A 19,093-nucleotide genomic window follows, 5' to 3' on the forward strand; every position below is an offset into this window, starting at 1 on the left:
ACCCAAATTAGGCCGTAGATTCATATAAGGACTGCTACTATGAGTGAAACCATATTTACAAAAATTATTAATAAGGAAATTCCGGCCGATATCTTATTTGAAGATGAACGCGTATTAGCATTCAAAGATATCAGCCCACAAGCGCCTATTCATTTTTTGGTTATTCCGAAAAAGGCAATTGCGACAACGAATGATATTACAGCAGAGGATGAAGCCTTAGTTGGTTATATGCATAGAGTTGCCGCGCAGATCGCTGCTGATTTAGGAGCAGCAGAACAAGGTTTTAGAACAGTGATGAATTGTAACGAGCATGGTGGTCAAACTGTCTATCATATTCATTTACATGTGCTGGCTGGAAAAGCCTTAGGCTGGCCGCCTTATCAAGAGAGGTTAAAAGCGTAAAGGATTCGCTTGGTTTATATGATTTGAGGTATGAAACGCGAAAGATACCGGTTTTGAAGTGTTGGTCATTGTGTAACAACTAACACCAATAATAACAGCGACGGCTTAGCCAGAGCTGAATGAAAATAAAATTAAGGCTTTACTTACATGTCTACTCAAAACGCACTATTGACCATTTTGGTTGAAAAAATAAATAACGATACACTTGTACTCCCGACATTACCTGCCATTGCACTAAAAGTCAGGAAGTCAGCAGATGACCCTAATATTAACCTTAATGGTATGGCTGACGTAGTAGGCCAAGACCCGTCACTCAGTGCCCGAATGATTAAGATTTCAAATAGTGCATACCTTGGGCGCACCGTCAAAGTCACTTCAACAACGCAAGCGGTGACTCGTATCGGCTTGAATCAAGTGAAAAACATCGCCACGGCTTTGGCAATGGAACAACTGTTTGTTTCTAAAAATGAAATCGTGAAAAAGTATATGGCGAGAATGTGGACTGACACTATCGAAATAGTTGCCAATGCCATGGCTGCCGCACAAACTTACCAAGCAAAAACAGGCAAGAAAAACTTAAGCCTAGATACAATTACCCTGTCGGCTTTAGTCGCCAACATTGGTGCACTCCCTGTATTAACTGAAGCTGAAAGACACGATAGTGTGTTTGCCAACCCTACCTTCTTAGATGTTGCGATTGAAAAGCTTTCGGGCAGAATCGGCGGAAGTATTATGCGTGAATGGCAATTTAACGATGTGTTTATTCAGTGTGCTGAACACTGGCGCAACTTAGAGTATTCTGAACCAGGTGTAAGCTATATCGATTTTGTTCGTATTGGTGCAGCATTGGCTAATCAAGCGGACAATGGTGACGAGATCCTAACTCAAGCGATGGAAAAAGGTATTTTCAATGATATCGAAGAGTATCAAACACCAGAATTTGGGGAAATGCGAGATAACGCTAAATCTATCTTCGCTTAAAAGTAGTTAAGGCTAACGGCGGCTGATCCGCCGTTTTGCAATCTGCGGTACACAGGTCTACTATAAAACTCAGCATTTGCTGAGTTTTTTATGCGCTACGATCGGAGCCTTGAGTATTGCCTTCTAGCGTGAACCAATCGCCTTTGGCGCGATAAGGAATAAAACCATGCCCTTAGAGTTAATTCATAGTGTAGAAAATGAAACCCGTAAAAATGATGCTCTTGCCTTACTCCCGTTAATGGAAAAGTGGACGGGTTATGCGAGTTACAAGATGGGATCCATGATTGGCTTTGGACAATATCATTATCAATATGATAGTGGTCGAGAAGGCGATTTCTTTGTAACAGGCTTTTCACCGCGCAAACAAAACTTAGCGATTTATATTATGCCAGGCTTAGCCAAGTATCCTGAGCTTCTCAACAAACTCGGCAAGCATAAACTTGGAAAATCTTGTTTGTATGTGAATAAGTTGGCAGATATTGATTTGTCTATACTGGAAAGGTTAGTTGTAGCTTCAGTAGAAGATATGCAAGAAAAGTATACTTGTATTGATATAGGTAGACTGTAAAAATTCTGGTTGGCAGGCTCACCGACATTGATGTGCCTGCCAATTCAGGATTTGCTGGGAACTATCCTGTTCCGTTAACTGCTCACGAACTCAAATTGAGATGCGAGTGACTTGCTGTTTTATAATGCGACTGTTTTGCCTGAGAACTTTTTGGCAAACGATTTAATATCTAAGTCATTACAGATGATGTTGCGGTCCTTCATACCGTGCTTTTCAAAAGCAGCATCAACACCCATCATAACGGCATCTAAACATACTTGAGACTCAACTCTTTCATCAGTAACAAATCTTACTTTTGCCGGGCTAGTCTCTGTTTCTGTTTTCTGGTCTTTATAAAAAGTTCTTGCTGTACGAATAAGTGACTTGCCGTTACAGCTAAGAGTCTCTGTAAAACGAACAAAGTTTTCTTCGCTGTTTCGTACAAGATCGTGAGCTGCTTTTAAGCCTTCAGTTGCTGCAGTGTAACAAACCTTTGTTTCAAAACTTGTGTCTGCAGGACGAAGTTGCACGTTGGTCGCAGAAACGTTTGAAGTAAAAGCGATAGTTGCTAGTGCAAGTGTAGTAATAAGTGTTTTCATTTTGTGTATCCCAGTTTTTAAAAATAAAGATGTTTGGTTCGGGATTCATAATACGTAAATTTATTCCTAGATCTAGCTTCTTATGTAATTAAATTACAAAAATACAAGATTATTTCAAATTTAAACATTAATAATGTAATTAAATTACTGTTTGTTTACTTGGTTTGAGTTTGTTTTAACTTAGTTTAACAACTTTTACAATTTGAGTAACAAGCTTGTATATATATTATCTATCACTATTTTGGCGCATTTTAGCGTAAGTTACGCTTCAATTTGGTGCACTAAATTAGAATAAGGTGTGCTGTCATATTAATGTAATAAAATTACATTTTTGAGGCTGAGACTATTTTATCTACTGTTAGTTGCTAAAAATAGGTAGTTTGATATTGGCTGGAGAGTGGAGGAGTCAGGCCTGAGTTAGTCACTCAGGCCGAGTAGTGTTAATTTGTAAAGCCTAGCCTTTATTCAGACTCGACCTCAAAGATATTGCGTAAGGCTTTTGAAAACTCAACGACCTCTGCAGACATTAATGTGAAGTCTGCATCAAGCTTAGCATTGATTTCATCTTTGGGAATGTCTTCATTCTGCTCTTTGACTACGTCAGTAAACTTCAATCGCTTTATTGATAGGTCTTCGCCTATTATGCAAGTCAGTCTGTCCTGCCAAGCGACGGCAAGTTTTTGCACTAACATGCCCGATTGTAAGTGAGCTAACATTTCTTCAGCATCAAGATCTTGTGACTTGCAACGAATGATCGCGCCATCTTCAGAAGGAGATTTAAACTCTGCTTCATCCAATAGTTCAATGTCGTTAGGCGCATCTTGCATGACCCAAGCTGTGAGAACGTCTTGTTTGCTTGTTTTGGCGAAAGGAACAACAGGTAAAGAGCCAATACATTTTCTAACGCAAGCGAGGAAGGCTTCTGCTGCACCATCAGAACTAGCATCAACAACTACTAAGTTATTTTCTACCGAAATAAAACCATGGGTTGTGCTGTTCTTGGTGAAAGCTTGGGGAAGTAAACGGTGTACGATTTCTTGTTTCAAATCGGTTTGCTGTTTTTTGGGTACCGGCGAGCCTGTTTCGGCTTCGATTTGCGCTACTTTCTCAGCAAGCTCATTGTTAACAACAGAGGCAGGAAGAATACGCTCTTGTTTTTTTAATACCAACCAGTAACGATTATCTGTTTTGTGAAACAAAAGATCGCTATTCCTAAACGGTGAGGTCCAACCCATTGTTGCCAAGTCTTGAGAACCGCATGGCCTAAAAGACATGCTTTCAAGTTGCGTTTGCAACTGCTCTTCGGTCAATTCAATACTGTTGGTAAGTTGATAAAGTTTTAAGTTTTTGAACCACATGTTAGCTGTATGCATCCCATTAAAAAAAAGTGCGCGAACCATACCAATCCGTGACCAAATAATCAAAGCTCTTTGTCGTAAAATCCCGAAAATTGGACACACCTATTTGCAACATCGGGTCGCTCGTTTATACAAATTGGACACACCTATTTCCCTAACTACTTTGGCCCACTAAAGAATTTGTAAAATACTACGAAATACGAAGCATCAATTAAGTCGAATGATTAGCGAAATAGGTGTGTCCGATTTGAGGGTGTCATAATTGGTTGTATTGGCGCAACTAAACGCTAATATGTGTATTAGGAATGGTTTTTATTTGCTGAAAAAGTGCTAAAAATGAAAAATTACCTTATTTTTTAGTCAGTTTAATAAAAATGTCACAGAACACTCTAATAATGTCGGGCAATTAATATGACAAGAGTAAAACCCATGTCGCGCACAATTTTGTTAGTGGAAGACGAAGCACCTATCCGAGAAATGCTGTCCTTTGTTTTGGAGCAAGCAAGTTTTGGCGTTATCGAGGCTGAAGACTTTGATGTTGCTTTGGAAAAAGTCAAAGAACCTTACCCCGATCTTATTTTGCTGGATTGGATGTTGCCAGGAGGCAGCGGTGTGCAACTTGCAAAGAAGCTCAAACAGCATGAGTTTACGAGAGATATTCCGGTTATTATGTTAACCGCTCGCGGCGAAGAAGATGATAAAATAAGAGGGCTTGAAGCCGGCGCTGACGATTATGTCACTAAGCCTTTTTCCCCGAAAGAGTTGGTTGCCAGAATAAAGGCAGTAATGCGTCGTGTTACGCCGACTAGTAAAGAAGAACCCATTGAGTTCAATGGGCTAATATTAGAGCCAATCTCACATCGTGTGACTGCAAATGAAGATCCTTTAGATATGGGACCCACTGAGTTTAAATTACTCCACTTTTTTATGACCCACGCTGAACGTGTATATAGCCGAGAGCAATTACTCGATAACGTCTGGGGAACTAACGTTTACGTAGAAGATCGTACTGTCGATGTGCATATCCGTCGCTTACGTAAAGCCTTATCGCAACATGGCCACGACGCTATGATACAAACTGTTCGTGGCGCAGGATATCGCTTCTCTAACAAAATTTAAATGTATTACCCACGCTCCTGGACCAAAAGTCTTCTCAGGTTATGTTTATACATCGCCCTTATTGTCCTGCTTGGGATTTATGTCGGCGATGTTGTGTTGGTGCTATTGATTGCCGCCGTCACTCTACTCATCTTCAACTATCTCCATCTCTACAAGTTAACTAAGTGGCTTTGGGAAAGTCGTAAAATGTCTCCGCCATCTGCGCCAGGCGTATGGGAACATGTTTACGAGGGTATTTATTACTTGCAGCGCAGAAACAGAAACAAACGTAAGAACCTTGGCGAGCTCGTCAAACGGTTTCGTGAAGGGTCAGAAGCGCTTCCAGATGCCGTGGTCGTTGTCGATAAAGATGCGAAAATTGTATGGTGTAACCGCCATGCTCGAATTGAAATGGGCTTGAAGTGGCCGGATGATTCTGGGCGCCGCATCGATAATTTAATTCGTCATCCCAATTTTATTGAATACTTCCATTCTGGCGACTATCACTATCCGATTGAAATACCAGCGCCGACGAATCCGAATAAAACCTTTGAATATCGGATCATGGCCTACGGTGAAGACCAATTGCTATTGATTATTCGTGACGTATCTCGCGTGTCTCAATTAGAAGAAATGCGCAAAGACTTCGTGGCAAATGTATCTCACGAACTACGCACTCCGCTAACGGTTATCAATGGGTACTTGGAAGTCTTGTCGGTGGAAGATGAAGATAAATCGCCATTTGTTGGCAAAGCCATGATGGAAATGGAAACGCAAACCAAGCGTATGCAGGCACTCATTGAAGACTTGCTTATTTTATCGCGAATTGAAGCTTCTTCTGAACGAATTTATGAAAATACGATCGACATGACAGGTATGTTTGCGCAAGTGGAAATGGAAGCCAAGGCATTAAATAAAGAGAAGCGGCACAACATCAGCTTTAAAATTGATCCCGACTTGGTGATCTTTGGCGTTGAAACTGAAATGCGTAGCGCCTGCTCTAACTTAGTCTTCAACGCTATTCACTACACACCTCCAGGGGGCACAATTAAGGTGCTATGGAAGAAGCGTGCTGATAGTGCTTATTTTGCCGTGATTGATGATGGCGATGGCATCGACGACAAGCACCTTCGCCGCTTAACCGAACGCTTTTACCGGGTAGATAAAGCACGCTCTCGTAAAACAGGCGGTTCTGGGCTGGGCTTATCGATTGTGAAGCACGTGCTAAACCATCACAACTCGTTTTTGAATATCGAAAGCAAAGTTGGCAAGGGCAGTGAATTTTCATTTATACTACCTCCAGAATTGGTTTACGAAAAAAACACACACTCTTGAATATCACGAATGCCAAAAAGCCAGCACAATTCGAAGTAAAGAAGCACCTTTGTGGTGTAATTTGTAGTCTTGTTGCAATCAGTTGTTTGCTGCTAAGCAGCCAAAAAGTCAACGCATTGGCGATCGAACCTTTTCCATACGAGTCATCTCCACAAGCGCAATTATCGCAACCGCCACTTACTCAAGAGCAACTTACACAAGAGCAACTTACACAAGAGCGACTTACTCAAGAGGGACTTACACAAGAGCTTCTAGAAAACGAAAGGGAAATTGAACTTCCGGGGGCGCTTGTCATAGAATCGGAAGCCCCCGACGCTAACAAAGCACTCGCGGGTGTTTATGGTAGCATTTCATCTGTTGGCTCTGATACTTTAGCCACGCTTATTTCTCTCTGGGCTGAAGCGTTTAAATCTGATTATCCACAAGTGAAATTTCAAATTCAGGCTTCGGGCTCCGCAACAGCGCCACAAGCACTCAGCCAAGGTACCGCTACGATTGGGCCAATGTCTCGGGCATTAACGGCGAGTGAAATTAGTCGATTTACGCAAAAGTATGGTTACCCGCCAACGACTTTTATTGTGGCGGTAGATGCCATCGCTATTTACGTTGAAAAGAACAATCCACTGCAGCAGTTACACCTAAGGGAAGTAGATGCGCTGTTTTCTGCAACCCGTTTTTGTGGCGCTGAACGCCACCTCGATACTTGGAACGATTTGGGGGTGACTAAATTTGGCACTAATCGCGAAGTGCTTCTGTATGGCAGAAACTCAGCATCAGGTACATACGACCTATTTAAACAGCAGGGCTTGTGCGAAGGTGACTATAAACCCCGAGTTAATGAGCTTCCTGGGTCGGCGTCGGTAGTTCTGTCAATTGCCTCGTCTGTTGGCGGTCTCGGCTACGCAGCGATGGGCTATGATGACGATAATGTTAAAGCACTACCCATTGGCGTCAATGGGCCGGCTGACCAAGTTCAATATATCGCGCCGACAACCGACAATATTACCTCAGGTGCTTATCCTTTCTCTCGGTATTTGTACATTGTGGTTAACAAAGCGCCGAATGAACCATTGCCTATTTTAGAACGCGCTTTTTTGCAATTCATTTTATCTGATGAAGGCCAAGCGATGGTTTCTGAAAACGGATACTATCCAATAAATCAAGAGCTTAAAGTTAGTCAGCTACAAAAGTTAGTCAATTAGGACGACTCAAAAAGAACGCCTTCCCCTCATTCTTTGTGAAACTTTTGTGACAATACTGACATGTAACATTTCTGTCATTTACATCAAGTAATCTCCATTCAAATTTTTTAGTCATATATTCTTATTTTTGAAGTTTTGGAGAACACAATGAAATTGAACGGACTATTTAAAGTATCTGCAATCGCAGCCACTTTGTCACTTGCGGCATGTGGTGGCGACATCAACATTTCTGAAGGCGACATCATCGATAACAGTGTTGTGAATAACGACAACAGCAATAACGGTGGCGGCGTCGTGACTCCTCCAGATGATACAAAGCCTGGTAGTGTTGATACTTTTCTTTCTGGTCAAGTTTCTACAGCCTTAGGTCAAACCGTAGAAGTTCGTGAATTGTCTGGTCGCTTAATTGCAGATGACACAAACAATGGTGTCATTACCTTAACTAACGATACGGTATGGGCGTTAACTGGCCCGGTTTTCGTTGGTAACGATAACGCAGACAGTGTGACCTTAGAAGTTGAGCCGGGTACTATCGTTTTCGGTAGCCGCGGTGCAGATTATCTTGTAGTCAGTCGTGGTTCTTCAATCGAAGCCATCGGTAATGCATCTTCACCTGTTATCTTTACCTCATACAATGACGTTATTGGTGATGAAGTTGCTGCAGGCCAATGGGGCGGCATGATCATCCTCGGTAATGCACCTACAACGAAATGTCCTCAAGACGGCACGGAATGTTCACTACAAGTTGAAGGCGCTGAGACCGGTGCAGTCTTCGGTGGTACTGAAGTGACTGACGATTCAGGTACATTAAACTATGTAGTAGTGAAATATGCGGGCTTTGAAATTGCGCCAGACAACGAATTAAACGGTATCACTTTTGGCGGTGTTGGTTCAGGTACAACAATTGATTACTTGCAAGTTCACGCTAATGCAGATGATGGTATTGAGTTCTTCGGTGGTTCAGTAAATGCAAAACACGTTGTGTTAACGTCTATCCAAGACGACAGTGTTGACTGGGATAACGGATACAACGGTAAATTACAGTATGTTTATGTAGAACATGCAGCAGACGGCTCAGATGCCAACCGCGGTATTGAAGGTGACGGTGATGGTGGTGACGGTACTGCATTTTCACAACCTAAAGTGGCTAACATGACTATCGTCGGAAACAGCTTTGATACGGCTGATGCCGATTCTGAAGGCGTGTTGTTGCGCGACCAAACAGGCGCAAATATTATTAATATGCTGATCACTGGCCCTGCAGGCATGGGCGAATGTTTAGAAATGGATAATGATGACACAGTTCAGGGCAACCTAAGCAATGGCAACATCACCATTTCAAACTCAGTCATCGCTTGTGATACACCTTTCCAGTTTGCAGATACAGACGTAGATCTTAATGATTGGTTCACAACAGATCAAACGGGTAATGACCTCATCGCATTTGCCGACCGCGCAAACTTAGGTTTGAACTCTGACGGCACCCTAACCGCAGAAAGCGCACTTCGCACAAGCGGCGGCAACCCTGCTGGCTTAGATGCATTCTTTGATACAAATACTTTTGTTGGTGCTATCGGTGATACTGACTGGCGTCAAGGTTGGGCATTTGGCTTTGGTGGTGGTGAAGTGGGTGTGGTTGAAACTGCATCTGGCTGCCCAGCAGGCACAACAACGATTGCTGCGGTAGATGGCACAACTAATACTTGCCAACTTTCTGGTCGCATTACATCTAACTTAACCTTAACTGCTGGTAATCACTATGCATTATCAGAAGCAGTATTCGTAGGTGGCGATAATACTGATAGCGCAACACTGACTGTAGAGCCTGGTGTAGTGGTATACGGTAGTTCTGGTGCAGATTACTTAGTAGTCAGCCGTGGTTCAAAAATTGAAGCGAACGGTACTGCAAGCTCACCTATTACTTTTACTTCTCGTGAGCACGTTGCAAATGGTGTGACTGCAGGTCTTGCCAATGGCGCTGCTGGTCAATGGGGCGGTATGGTTATATTAGGTAACGGTACTTCTACTAAATGTCCTACCGACGGAACGCCATGTGCACTTCAAGTTGAAGGTGTTCAAGAAGGTGCTGTTTTCGGTGGTACAAACGACGACGATAACTCAGGTACACTTCGCTACGTTCGCGTAATGCACGGTGGTTTTGAAGTTGCACCAGACAACGAACTAAACGGTATTACTTTTGGTGCGGTTGGTTCAGGTACAACGGTTGAATACTTACAAGTACATAAAAATGCTGATGACGGTGTTGAGTTCTTCGGTGGCGCAGTCAACGCGAAGTATGTTGTTTTAACTGGTATTCAAGACGATAGCGTCGACTGGGATAATGGCTTCAGCGGTAAAATGCAGTTTGTTTTAGTGAAGCATGCTGACGATGACTCAGATGCAAACCGCGGTATTGAAGGTGACGGTGACGGTGGTGAAGGTATGCCTTTCTCTAACCCAACTGTGGCTAACATGACAATTATTGGTAACAACTTTGACACTGCAGACGCTGACTCTGAAGGCGTACTATTGCGTGACCAAACTAACGCTCAGCTATATAACTTTGTCGTGACCGGTCCTGCTGGCATGGGCGAGTGTTTCGAAGCTGATTTGTCTGATGGTGATACAACTCTTGAAGAAAATATGGACGGTACGAGTGCAACTCAGCTAGTCTTCCAATCTTCGGTATTGGCATGTGACGAAAATATCAATAACTCAGGTACTTTTGACCAAGAAGCTTGGTTCCTAGGTCAAACAGGCAACTCAACTGCAGCAAACCAAGCAGCAGTATTGAGTGGTATCTTTACTATCGATGCAACAACCCCAACAGATGTAACGACGCTAGACAGTTTCTTTACATCAGTTGACTTCATCGGTGCGGTTAAAGATGCAGAGAACGACTGGACTGCTAATTGGACCGTTGGCCTTTAATTCTGGCTACGAAGTTCGAAAGTTAATAATACAGGTGCGTTACTATAAGTAGCGCACTTGCGTTTCCAAGATTCAGTTTAGACGTTGACTAGTTTTTTGCGATTTAAACCAGCAACACAATGAAGGTAAAAGCAGAGTATGTTTCACCGCATTAATAAGCAAAAACTAGCAGCTAAAGAGGTTAAAATGAACCAGCCTGCAAACAGGTTTCCCTTGAAACAGTTAACACTCGCTGTGTTGGCTTCTCTTGCACTTAATCCGGCAGCATATGCCCAGCAAGAAGAAGAGGCCATTGAAGAAGTTGTTGCAACTGGCACAAGATTGAAAGGCACTGCGACGGCCGTTTTAGAAGAACGAAAAAACCAAGCCTTCGTTGCCGACATTTTAGGGGCAGAACAAATTTCCCGAACAGGCGATAGCGATGCCGCATCTGCCTTACGTCGTGTTACCGGTTTGACTTTGGTAGACGGTAAGTTTATCTATGTTCGAGGTTTAGGTGAGCGTTACTCTAGTACTCAGCTAAACGGTGCTGCTGTGCCAAGTCCAGATCCGACTCGAAACGTTATTCCTTTGGATTTATTCCCTTCAGATATCATCGAGAGTTTGTCGGTTCAGAAGTCGTACTCGCCTTCTATGCCAGCGTCATTTGGTGGTGGTAACGTTGATATACGCTTAAAGTCTATCCCAACTCAGTTTATTTTCAATGTCAGCGGTAGCCTAGGTTACAACACTGAAAATTCTGGCGATGGACTTGCCTACAATGGCGGTGATAAAGACTGGCAAGGTCGCGATGATGGCTCTCGTGCAGCACCCGATGCCATTGCTGCAAGGTGGCAAAACAAAGACTTTCTAGACTCGCTTGATCAAGACGTAGCATTGGACTTATTCAGTGACGTGAAGCGTGATTACGACCCTTTCCTCGAGAGCGTAGGGCCTGATGCAGGCTTTAGTTTCTCTGTTGGTAACAGCTATGATGTTAACGATAAACTACGTTATGGTTTCTTGGTAACAAGTAGCTATGACAACGAAACGACAGTGTCAGAAGAATACGAATTACAGCAAGCTGACCGAGTGCAGGATTCAATTAATGTCGTGCGCTTTTTTGATGACATTTCTGTAACGGAAACAACGGTGAAATGGTCAAACATGATCAACCTTGGTATTGACTACAACCGTAACCATCGCGTTGACTACAGCTTAATTGTCTTGAACGATACTCGTGACGAAGTGAGCGAAAAGTTTGGTAATACTGAAAACCTCAACCAAGCGGAAGGTTTGCGTATTCGCGATGTTGAGATTGAGTATGAAGAACGTAAAATGTTTACCAACCAAATCCGCGGTATGCACACGTTCCCTGAGTTGAATTTTGCCGGTTTTGATTGGAAATACAGCGTCGGTCGTTCACTTCGTAGAGCGCCAGGAAACTTTGAATCACGTTTTGTGATTAGTGACGATAATCAAGATGGCGTTTTCAGTCTTGATAACGAAATTGGCTTAAATAACTCTACGACGGCAGCGCGATACTCTTTCCAAACTTTGCATGACAGACTAGAAAACGGTGGTTACAACATCACTTTGCCTGTGTCTATTGAGAATTGGGAAATGGAAATGAAGTTTGGTGCGGATTTCGTAACCAAAACGCGTACCGCTGAAAACCGACGTTTCGATGTCAACACTCGGGCATTTGCCGATTCAAGTTTGCTATTGGGCAGTTCTTACTTCGACAGCGTGAGTGATACCGTGCTAGCAGATATCAACAATTTCAATGGTGCAGGTCCTGCCATTATTCGTGATACCACTATTGCGGGTGATGATTATGCTGCTGGCCAAAAAGTCGATGCGTATTATGTCGAGGGTGATTTCTTCTACAAAAACAAATGGCGCTTTAGTGGCGGTGTGCGTTGGGAAGACTTTCGCCAAGTGGTAGCGCCTTTCGACCCTAGAACTAACCAGTTCGATTTGCCTGATGAAGCTGACCGTTCACAACTGGCTTTCCAAGAGGATGATTTTTATCCTGCGTTCGCGGTAACTTACATCAAAGATGAAAGCATGCAATTCCGTGCAAGCATTGGCCAAACGGTTGTTCGTCCAGACTTACGAGAAGTCTCTTCTTCTACCTTTATTGACCCACTTACCGAGTTCCCAATTGCGGGTACACCAGGGATCAAAACTACGTCAATTCTAAATTATGATTTGCGTTGGGAGTGGTATAGAGAAGCTGGGAATAACTTGTCAGTCGGTTTGTTCTATAAAGATATGGATGCGCCGATCGAATCGGTGCAATCACCAGCGCAAGATGGCCCACCTTTGATCAGGATCGCCAATGCTGAAACAGGTGAGTTATTTGGTATTGAAGTTGAATTTTTGCAAGGCTTAGAATTTATTGGCAAAGGTGTTTGGGACAATATGTTTGTTTCAGGTAACTTAACCTTAAGTGATTCTGAGATTCAACTTGATCGTCAGAATATTGTTGACCAAACTGGTGTGTCGGCTGCGGTTACAAACCTAGAACGTCGCTTAACAGGCCACTCACAATACGTGATGAACCTGCAAGGTGGTTTTGATTCAGACAACGGTGAGCACAGCGTATCAGTAGTATACAACGTGTTTGGTGAGCGTATATTAATACCTGGTATCGATGGTTTTGATGATAGTTATGAGCAACCTTTTCATTCATTTGATACAGTTTATAAGTACTATCCTGATTTCAATACGACCTTGACCTTTAAGGTTCAAAACATTTTAGGTGAAACCAAAGAACTTGAATTTGAAGATGTCTTATTACGTTCAGAAACGCGCGGACGTAAGATTAGTTTGGCAATCAAATACGATTTTTAAACTGACATAAAAAGTTCATAAAAGTCCTAAGCTAGCTAAAAGGCTGCACTATTCAAAGGTAGTGCAGCCTTTTTCATTTCCGATACTTATTATCCCTCCCAATTATGACAGTCATGTAATAAATCTGTAATACAAGACCTCTATCCTTTGCGCAGATTTTGGTATGTGGCCCATACCGGTTTAATTTGAAATTAGGATGCGTATATGAAGGTTATTCAAACGTTGATAGCAGCAGCTGTAACAACCGTGCTTATTAGCTCGAATGTGAATGCTCAAGAAGATAGCTATCTGGAACCAGCCGCCAAAAAGGCGACTGAAATTAATGAGTCTGCTGCCAAGTCACAGACTAAAATTAATAGCATCACTGATCAGATTGATGACAAACTTCAACAGTTTAAAACCATCAGTAAAGAGATTGAAGGCTTAGAAGTTTATAACGAACAACTACGTCGTCAAATTGCAAATCAAGAACAAGAAATGCTTGATTTGAACAACTCTATTGATGAAGTCAGTGTCATAGAACGTCAAATTACACCTCTCATGCTTCGGATGATTGACGGTTTAGCGCAGTTCGTCGCATTAGACGTCCCCTTCCTTGAAGAAGAGCGTAACAACCGCATCCTAGATTTACAGAATATGATGGATCGCGCAGATGTGTCTCCTTCTGAAAAGTTCCGTCGTGTGATGGAAGCTTACCAAGTTGAAATGGATTACGGCAAAACGATTGAAGCTTATCCTGGCCTGAAAGAAATTGACGGTACTGAACGTTCAGTCGACTTTCTTCGCATCGGTCGTACTGCCTTGATTTATCAAACACGTGACGCAAGTGCACAAGGTGTGTGGAACAAACAAACGCGCCAGTGGGAAGAGCTTGATTCAAGTTACAAGAACCAAATCGCCAAGGGCTTGAAAATAGCCAAGAAACAACTAGCGCCGGACCTATTGATGGTTCCAGTTGCGATTACGGACTAAGGGCATATCATGACATTTTTAACGACAATCAAAACCACCTTAGTGAAGTCAGTTTTTGCCGCGACTGCAGCAATGACGCTGTCTTTTGCTGTAAATGCGCAATCAGACACCGCGCTTGATTTGGATGCTCTTCTTAAACAACTAGAAGAGGGCAAATTCGCCCAAAGCGAACAAAACAAAGCAAGAGAACAAGACTTCATTAATCAGCGTGCTCAGCAAGACCAAATTTTGCGTGATATCCGCAAACAGCGCGATGACCAGTTGGCACTTTCAGAAAGACTTGAAACCCAATTTGAAGAAAACGAATTTAAGATTTCAGACCTTAACGGCGCCTTAGATAATCGTCTTGGTTCATTGAAAGAATTGTTTGGTGTACTGCAACAAGTTGCTGGTGATACTAAGAACAAATTTGCTAACTCGTATATCTCTGCACAAATTCCTGGCCGAGCAGAATTCCTTGATAACATGGCTCAGTCTATGGGGACGTCGACTAAGCTTGCGTCAATCGCGGAAATTGAGCGAGTATGGTTTGAGATTCAGCGCGAAATGACAGAGTCTGGCAAAGTCACTCGCTTCAACACTGATGTGGTAGAAGCCGGTGGCCAGAAAGTCAATAAAGAAGTTGTTCGAGTGGGTACCTTTGGCTTAGTAGCTGATGGCAAGTACCTTCAATATGAAGGTGCTACTGGTGTGGTATCTGAACTGTTACGCTTACCAGCGGCTCGCTTTGTAAATTCTACCGCAGAACTTCAAGCTTCAGATGGTGACCTTGTTTCCTTTGGCTTAGATCCAACTGGTGGCTCAATTTTAGGTTTATTAGTTCAAGCTCCTTCTTTGGAAGAGCGTATTCACCAAGGTGAACTTGTTGGTTACATCATTATTGCTGTCGGTGCAGTTGGGATTGTAGTGGCTTTCTGGCGCTTTATCGTACTGACTTTAGTAACGGGCTCTGTGAATCGCCAATTAAAATCAGAAACTTTAAGTGACAAAAACCCACTTGGTCGTGTATTGAAAGTTAAAGAAAAGTACCCGAATGTGGATACCGAAGCATTAGAGCTCCATTTGACTGAAGCTATCTTGGGCGAAGTACCAAAGTTAGGGCGTTGGTTAACGCTTGTGAAAATGATTTCAGTAGTGGCGCCTCTAGGTGGTCTACTTGGAACGGTTACCGGTATGATTGTGACCTTCCAACAAATTACCTTGTTCGGAACCGGCGACCCGAAAATCATGGCAGGCGGTATTTCATCAGCATTGATGACGACAGTACTTGGTTTGGTCGTGGCTATTCCAACAACGCTTCTTTACGCACTACTTAGCACGCAAAGTAAGAACGTTGTGATGATTCTACAAGAACAAGCTGCGGGTGTTATTGCCGAACGTGCTGAAAAGCAAGAAGATAAGGCATAAGCCATGTTTGTAGATATCTTCGAATCAATTCGTGATTTTACCGAAACCGGCGGGACTATCCTGCTGGTGATCGGCGCGCTCATCTTCGTGATGTGGATATTGATACTCGAGAGGATCTTATACGTGACCAAAGGTCACAAACAAATGATGAAAGCGACCATTCAAGAGTGGAAAGCACGCGATGAGCGCGCCTCTTGGAATGCTGTTCAAATTCGTCAAGCGATGATCTCTCGAGTGAGTTTACGCTTGCGCTTCAGTTTGCCAATTATTCAAGCCTTAGTGGCCTTGTGTCCACTGCTAGGTTTAATGGGCACAGTGACCGGCATGATAATGGTATTTGATGTCATGGCGATGTCAGGCGGCGGTAATGCTCGTTCTATGGCTGCCGGTGTATCTCAAGCGACTATCCCAACAATGGCGGGTATGGTCGGCGCGCTTTCAGGTGTATTTGCATCCACTTGGTTAACTCGTACAGCAAAAACAGAACGCATGCATCTTGAAGACGCATTGCAACTCCAACGCAGCGAATAGCGCGTTTGCTTAAGGAACAATTATGAAACATTTACAAAATTTAGTCGAAGAAGAAGAAGCAACAATCGATATGACACCAATGCTTGACGTTGTTTTCATCATGCTGATTTTCTTCATCGTTACTGCGTCTTTTGTAAAAGAGTCAGGTATTGATGTGAACCGTCCCGATGCACCTACGGCGGTGAAAAAAGACAGAGCAAATATCCTGATAGCAATCAATGATAAAAATGAGATTTGGATCGACAAGCGTAAAATCGATGTGCGTGCAGTTCAGGCAAACGTCGAAAGAATGCACGCTGAAAACCCTCAGGGTTCAGTTGTTATTCAAGCTGATCGTAAGTCGACAACCGAAACCCTAATCAAAGTTATGGATGCCTCGCGTGCCGCAGGTGTTCCTGACGTTTCTATTGCAGCCAACGAGTAAGATTATGCTTAGACTGTTGATAGCGATAGTACTTGCAGGTTTTATTACCTTAAGTCTGTTTTTCCTAATGCAAGCTTTGATCGCCAGTGGCGATAAAGAGCTTACAGAACCGCCTGTTGGTAAGGTCTTGGACTTTGTTCGTGTACCAAAAGATGAAACGGTTCAGAAAAAAGAGAACAAACCAAAGCGGCCACCCAAGCCAGAGAATCCACCACCTGAAATGGAGCAACCGCAAATGGATTCTCCATCACCTGATGGTGAAGGAGCAGGCTTAGACTTCGGTGCTGATGTGGCCAATGATATTAGCCTTGATGGCGGCTTAGCCTTAGGCTCTGGTGATGGTGAATATTTGCCGATTGTTAAAGTGACACCGGTTTATCCTCGTCGAGCTTTGCAACGTGGTATTCAAGGCTACGTCATCGTTGAATTCACCGTAAATAAGGTAGGTGCCGTTGTAGATCCCGTTGTTGTTGAAGCGAAGCCAGAAGGTATTTTTGATCAAGCAGCGATGGACGCGGCGAAGAAATTCAAATATAAGCCGAGAGTTGTGAATGGCGAGCCTATCGCAGTGGCGGGCGTACAGAACCGTATAACCTTTAAGATAGATGGGTAGGGAGCGATTATGAAAAACAAACTCTCTTTAATGCTGTCGTGTTGCGTTGCGATACTATCAATTGCATTACTCAGCTCAGTAAGTAGCAACTCTTACGCAGCTATTGCTTTGCAAGATGAAAGTGAAGCAATCAGCCCTGGTGAGCGTAAAACGAGACGTGTACCGGCATTGCGTTCGCGAGTCTATGAGCAATTATCTCGTGCACAAACTGCTGGCGACGCGGGTAATGTCGGTGAAGCGATTGAGATCCTCGATGAAGTAAAAGATAAACAAAGCTCGATGAATGCTTACGAGCAATCCATGATGTATAACTTCTACGGCTTTATCTATTACAACAGCGACCAACTCGACAAAGCAATCGAAAGCTTTGAGCTAGCTGTTCAGCAACAACCGATCCCAGAGAAGTACGAGCAAACGACACTATTCAGTTTGGCTCAACTGCATATGGCGCAGGGTAACTTCGACGAAAGTATTCGTAAATTAGAGCAGTGGGAAGCCTTGAACAACGGCGTTATTCCACCAAAAAACTATGTTTTGAAAGCACAAGCGCATTATCAGAATAAGAACTATTCAGAGTCTGCTAGGTACATTGAGCAAGCGATTGAAGGCCATGAAGCAGAAGGCTATTTGCCGGATGAAGGTTGGTTAATACTGCAACGTGCTGTGTATTACGAAATGAAGCAGCCTGAGAAAGTGAAAGAAATCTTAGCCAAAATGATCCGCCTGTACGATAACCCTAAATACTGGATCCAGTTAGCGGGCATGTATGGTGAACTAGGGCAAGAAAAGAAGCAGCTTGCGATGATGGAAAGTGCCTATCAAATGGGTTACGTCGAGTCAGCTTCAGATATCTTCAACTTCGCTCAGTTATACTATTACCATGAAGCGCCGTATAAAGCCGCCGCCTTAATGGAGCAAGGTATTAAGAATGGCGTACTTGAAGCCAACTTACGTAACTTAAAGTTTTTGTCCATTTGTTGGACCGCAGCCAAAGAAAAAGACAAAGCGATTCCGGTGCTGATTGATGCAGCTGAGCTATCTGAAGATGGTGAGTTAGACGCACAACTTGGCCACTTATATTACAACAGCGATCAGTTTGATAAAGCGATTGAAGCATCAAGCCGAGCTATTGAAAAAGGCGGCTTAGCGAACCAAGGTGCAGTGCACATGGTAATAGGTTTAGCGCACTACAATCAAAAACGCTATGCCCTAGCGCTGGATGAATTAGCTAAGGCTGAAGCCTTTAAATCAAGCCGTGCTGCAGCACAGCAGTGGGGAAGGTTTGTAGGCACAGAAAAGAGCGAAAAAGAACGCTTGGAGGCTGAGTTAAATAGCATTTAACTGAGTTCTGAGGCGCGATTTTTTAAGGCGCAGAAATAACGAAGTCGCGAACTACTCTGTAGTCGCGACTTTTTTGTAATAAGCATTGTTTGACTTTATACCGGACAACTGAAAACATAACGCTACAACAATAAAAATTAAACAGGAGTCCAACATGGGCATTATTTCATGGATTATTTTTGGTTTGATTGCTGGCATTCTGGCTAAGTGGATCATGCCAGGTAAAGATGGTGGTGGTTTTATCATAACCACTTTGTTAGGTGTTGCTGGTGCTTTCGTTGGTGGTTTTATTGGTTCGTTTTTGGGTTTAGGAAGTGTCGGTAACTTTAGCCTAGGTAGCATGGCAACTGCAGTAGTGGGAGCTTTGGTACTGTTATTTATTTATCGTCAAATAAAGAAGTCCTAGCCATTCAAAAAGCTTTTGCGCAGAGTCTACAACTTTCCGCAAAAGCTATCGATTGTCGATTTTGTTGATTGGTTTCTGCTAATATGAAAAATCGCACATTTCATAAAC

At 43.1% G+C, this 19,093-nt stretch carries 17 protein-coding genes; 15 read left to right on the forward strand and 2 right to left on the reverse strand.

Annotation, left to right across the window (positions count from 1 at the left end; all coding sequences use genetic code 11):
* Window positions 1–39: 39 nt before the first annotated feature.
* The 3 genes from RM544_RS11340 (at window position 40) to RM544_RS11350 (ending at window position 1,951) form a co-directional block, all read left to right on the forward strand.
* A complete protein-coding gene (locus tag RM544_RS11340; protein WP_311361905.1) occupies window positions 40–402 on the forward strand; it encodes a histidine triad nucleotide-binding protein in 363 nt (120 codons plus the stop codon).
* A gap of 147 nt (window positions 403–549) precedes the next feature.
* On the forward strand, window positions 550–1,383 hold the full coding sequence (locus RM544_RS11345; RefSeq protein WP_311361906.1) for an HDOD domain-containing protein: 834 nt from the start codon (window positions 550–552) through the stop codon (window positions 1,381–1,383).
* A gap of 166 nt (window positions 1,384–1,549) precedes the next feature.
* Window positions 1,550–1,951, forward strand: coding sequence for a DUF1801 domain-containing protein (locus RM544_RS11350; RefSeq protein ID WP_311361907.1), 402 nt, complete (start codon window positions 1,550–1,552; stop codon window positions 1,949–1,951).
* A 119-nt stretch (window positions 1,952–2,070) separates the two neighbouring features.
* Here the strand turns inward: RM544_RS11350 and RM544_RS11355 are convergent, their stop codons facing one another.
* Window positions 2,071–2,529 carry an ABC transporter ATP-binding protein gene (locus tag RM544_RS11355; protein WP_311361908.1) on the reverse strand — a complete coding sequence of 153 codons (459 nt, stop codon included), beginning with the start codon at window positions 2,527–2,529 and terminating at the stop codon, window positions 2,071–2,073.
* Between the two features lie 461 nt (window positions 2,530–2,990).
* The gene (gene rdgC, locus RM544_RS11360; RefSeq protein WP_311361909.1) at window positions 2,991–3,887 is read right to left on the reverse strand and encodes a recombination-associated protein RdgC; all 897 of its coding nucleotides are present in this window, start codon (window positions 3,885–3,887) and stop codon (window positions 2,991–2,993) included.
* A 429-nt stretch (window positions 3,888–4,316) separates the two neighbouring features.
* Here rdgC and phoB point away from each other — a divergent pair, with 429 nt between their 5' ends.
* The 12 genes from phoB to RM544_RS11420 all read left to right on the forward strand — a co-directional run bounded on the left by phoB (window position 4,317) and on the right by RM544_RS11420 (window position 18,985).
* Window positions 4,317–5,006: a phosphate regulon transcriptional regulator PhoB gene (gene phoB, locus RM544_RS11365; protein WP_311361910.1), complete on the forward strand. Its 690-nt coding sequence runs from the start codon at window positions 4,317–4,319 to the stop codon at window positions 5,004–5,006.
* Complete coding sequence (phoR, locus tag RM544_RS11370) at window positions 5,007–6,320, forward strand: phosphate regulon sensor histidine kinase PhoR (protein ID WP_311361911.1); 1,314 nt, start codon at window positions 5,007–5,009, stop codon at window positions 6,318–6,320.
* A complete protein-coding gene (locus RM544_RS11375; protein WP_311361912.1) occupies window positions 6,317–7,522 on the forward strand; it encodes a phosphate ABC transporter substrate-binding protein in 1,206 nt (401 codons plus the stop codon). Before phoR ends, RM544_RS11375 begins: the two co-directional genes overlap by 4 nt.
* A 147-nt stretch (window positions 7,523–7,669) precedes the next feature.
* The gene (locus RM544_RS11380) at window positions 7,670–10,453 is read left to right on the forward strand and encodes a hypothetical protein (protein ID WP_311361913.1); all 2,784 of its coding nucleotides are present in this window, start codon (window positions 7,670–7,672) and stop codon (window positions 10,451–10,453) included.
* 186 nt (window positions 10,454–10,639) lie between these two features.
* Window positions 10,640–13,291 (forward strand): TonB-dependent receptor domain-containing protein, encoded by a 2,652-nt coding sequence (locus tag RM544_RS11385; RefSeq protein WP_311361914.1) that lies wholly within the window; start codon window positions 10,640–10,642, stop codon window positions 13,289–13,291.
* A 204-nt stretch (window positions 13,292–13,495) separates the two neighbouring features.
* Window positions 13,496–14,263: a DUF3450 domain-containing protein gene (locus RM544_RS11390; protein ID WP_311361915.1), complete on the forward strand. Its 768-nt coding sequence runs from the start codon at window positions 13,496–13,498 to the stop codon at window positions 14,261–14,263.
* A 72-nt stretch (window positions 14,264–14,335) separates the two neighbouring features.
* Window positions 14,336–15,670, forward strand: coding sequence for a MotA/TolQ/ExbB proton channel family protein (locus RM544_RS11395; RefSeq protein WP_311362098.1), 1,335 nt, complete (start codon window positions 14,336–14,338; stop codon window positions 15,668–15,670).
* Between the two features lie 3 nt (window positions 15,671–15,673).
* Window positions 15,674–16,201, forward strand: a complete 528-nt coding sequence (locus tag RM544_RS11400; protein ID WP_311361916.1) for a MotA/TolQ/ExbB proton channel family protein — start codon at window positions 15,674–15,676, stop codon at window positions 16,199–16,201.
* A gap of 19 nt (window positions 16,202–16,220) precedes the next feature.
* Window positions 16,221–16,625: an ExbD/TolR family protein gene (locus RM544_RS11405; RefSeq protein ID WP_311362099.1), complete on the forward strand. Its 405-nt coding sequence runs from the start codon at window positions 16,221–16,223 to the stop codon at window positions 16,623–16,625.
* A gap of 4 nt (window positions 16,626–16,629) precedes the next feature.
* Complete coding sequence (locus tag RM544_RS11410; protein WP_311361917.1) at window positions 16,630–17,238, forward strand: energy transducer TonB; 609 nt, start codon at window positions 16,630–16,632, stop codon at window positions 17,236–17,238.
* 6 nt (window positions 17,239–17,244) lie between these two features.
* The gene (locus tag RM544_RS11415; RefSeq protein WP_311362100.1) at window positions 17,245–18,579 is read left to right on the forward strand and encodes a tetratricopeptide repeat protein; all 1,335 of its coding nucleotides are present in this window, start codon (window positions 17,245–17,247) and stop codon (window positions 18,577–18,579) included.
* Window positions 18,580–18,733: 154 nt separating this feature from the next.
* A complete protein-coding gene (locus RM544_RS11420) occupies window positions 18,734–18,985 on the forward strand; it encodes a GlsB/YeaQ/YmgE family stress response membrane protein (protein ID WP_311361918.1) in 252 nt (83 codons plus the stop codon).
* Window positions 18,986–19,093: the final 108 nt, after the last annotated feature.

This window comes from Brumicola blandensis (assembly GCF_031846165.1).
Classification (GTDB): Bacteria; Pseudomonadota; Gammaproteobacteria; order Enterobacterales; family Alteromonadaceae; genus Glaciecola; species Glaciecola blandensis.

Bases quoted from the DNA above. Each gene is read 5' to 3' on its own strand.
- RM544_RS11340 (WP_311361905.1), top strand. From the start codon at position 40: ATGAGTGAAACCATATTTACAAAAATTATTAATAAGGAAATTCCGGCC.
- RM544_RS11345 (WP_311361906.1), top strand. From the start codon at position 550: ATGTCTACTCAAAACGCACTATTGACCATTTTGGTTGAAAAAATAAAT.
- RM544_RS11350 (WP_311361907.1), top strand. From the start codon at position 1,550: ATGCCCTTAGAGTTAATTCATAGTGTAGAAAATGAAACCCGTAAAAAT.
- RM544_RS11355 (WP_311361908.1), bottom strand. From the start codon at position 2,529: ATGAAAACACTTATTACTACACTTGCACTAGCAACTATCGCTTTTACT.
- rdgC (WP_311361909.1), bottom strand. From the start codon at position 3,887: ATGTGGTTCAAAAACTTAAAACTTTATCAACTTACCAACAGTATTGAA.
- phoB (WP_311361910.1), top strand. From the start codon at position 4,317: ATGTCGCGCACAATTTTGTTAGTGGAAGACGAAGCACCTATCCGAGAA.
- phoR (WP_311361911.1), top strand. From the start codon at position 5,007: ATGTATTACCCACGCTCCTGGACCAAAAGTCTTCTCAGGTTATGTTTA.
- RM544_RS11380 (WP_311361913.1), top strand. From the start codon at position 7,670: ATGAAATTGAACGGACTATTTAAAGTATCTGCAATCGCAGCCACTTTG.
- RM544_RS11385 (WP_311361914.1), top strand. From the start codon at position 10,640: ATGAACCAGCCTGCAAACAGGTTTCCCTTGAAACAGTTAACACTCGCT.
- RM544_RS11390 (WP_311361915.1), top strand. From the start codon at position 13,496: ATGAAGGTTATTCAAACGTTGATAGCAGCAGCTGTAACAACCGTGCTT.
- RM544_RS11395 (WP_311362098.1), top strand. From the start codon at position 14,336: ATGACGCTGTCTTTTGCTGTAAATGCGCAATCAGACACCGCGCTTGAT.
- RM544_RS11400 (WP_311361916.1), top strand. From the start codon at position 15,674: ATGTTTGTAGATATCTTCGAATCAATTCGTGATTTTACCGAAACCGGC.
- RM544_RS11410 (WP_311361917.1), top strand. From the start codon at position 16,630: ATGCTTAGACTGTTGATAGCGATAGTACTTGCAGGTTTTATTACCTTA.
- RM544_RS11420 (WP_311361918.1), top strand. From the start codon at position 18,734: ATGGGCATTATTTCATGGATTATTTTTGGTTTGATTGCTGGCATTCTG.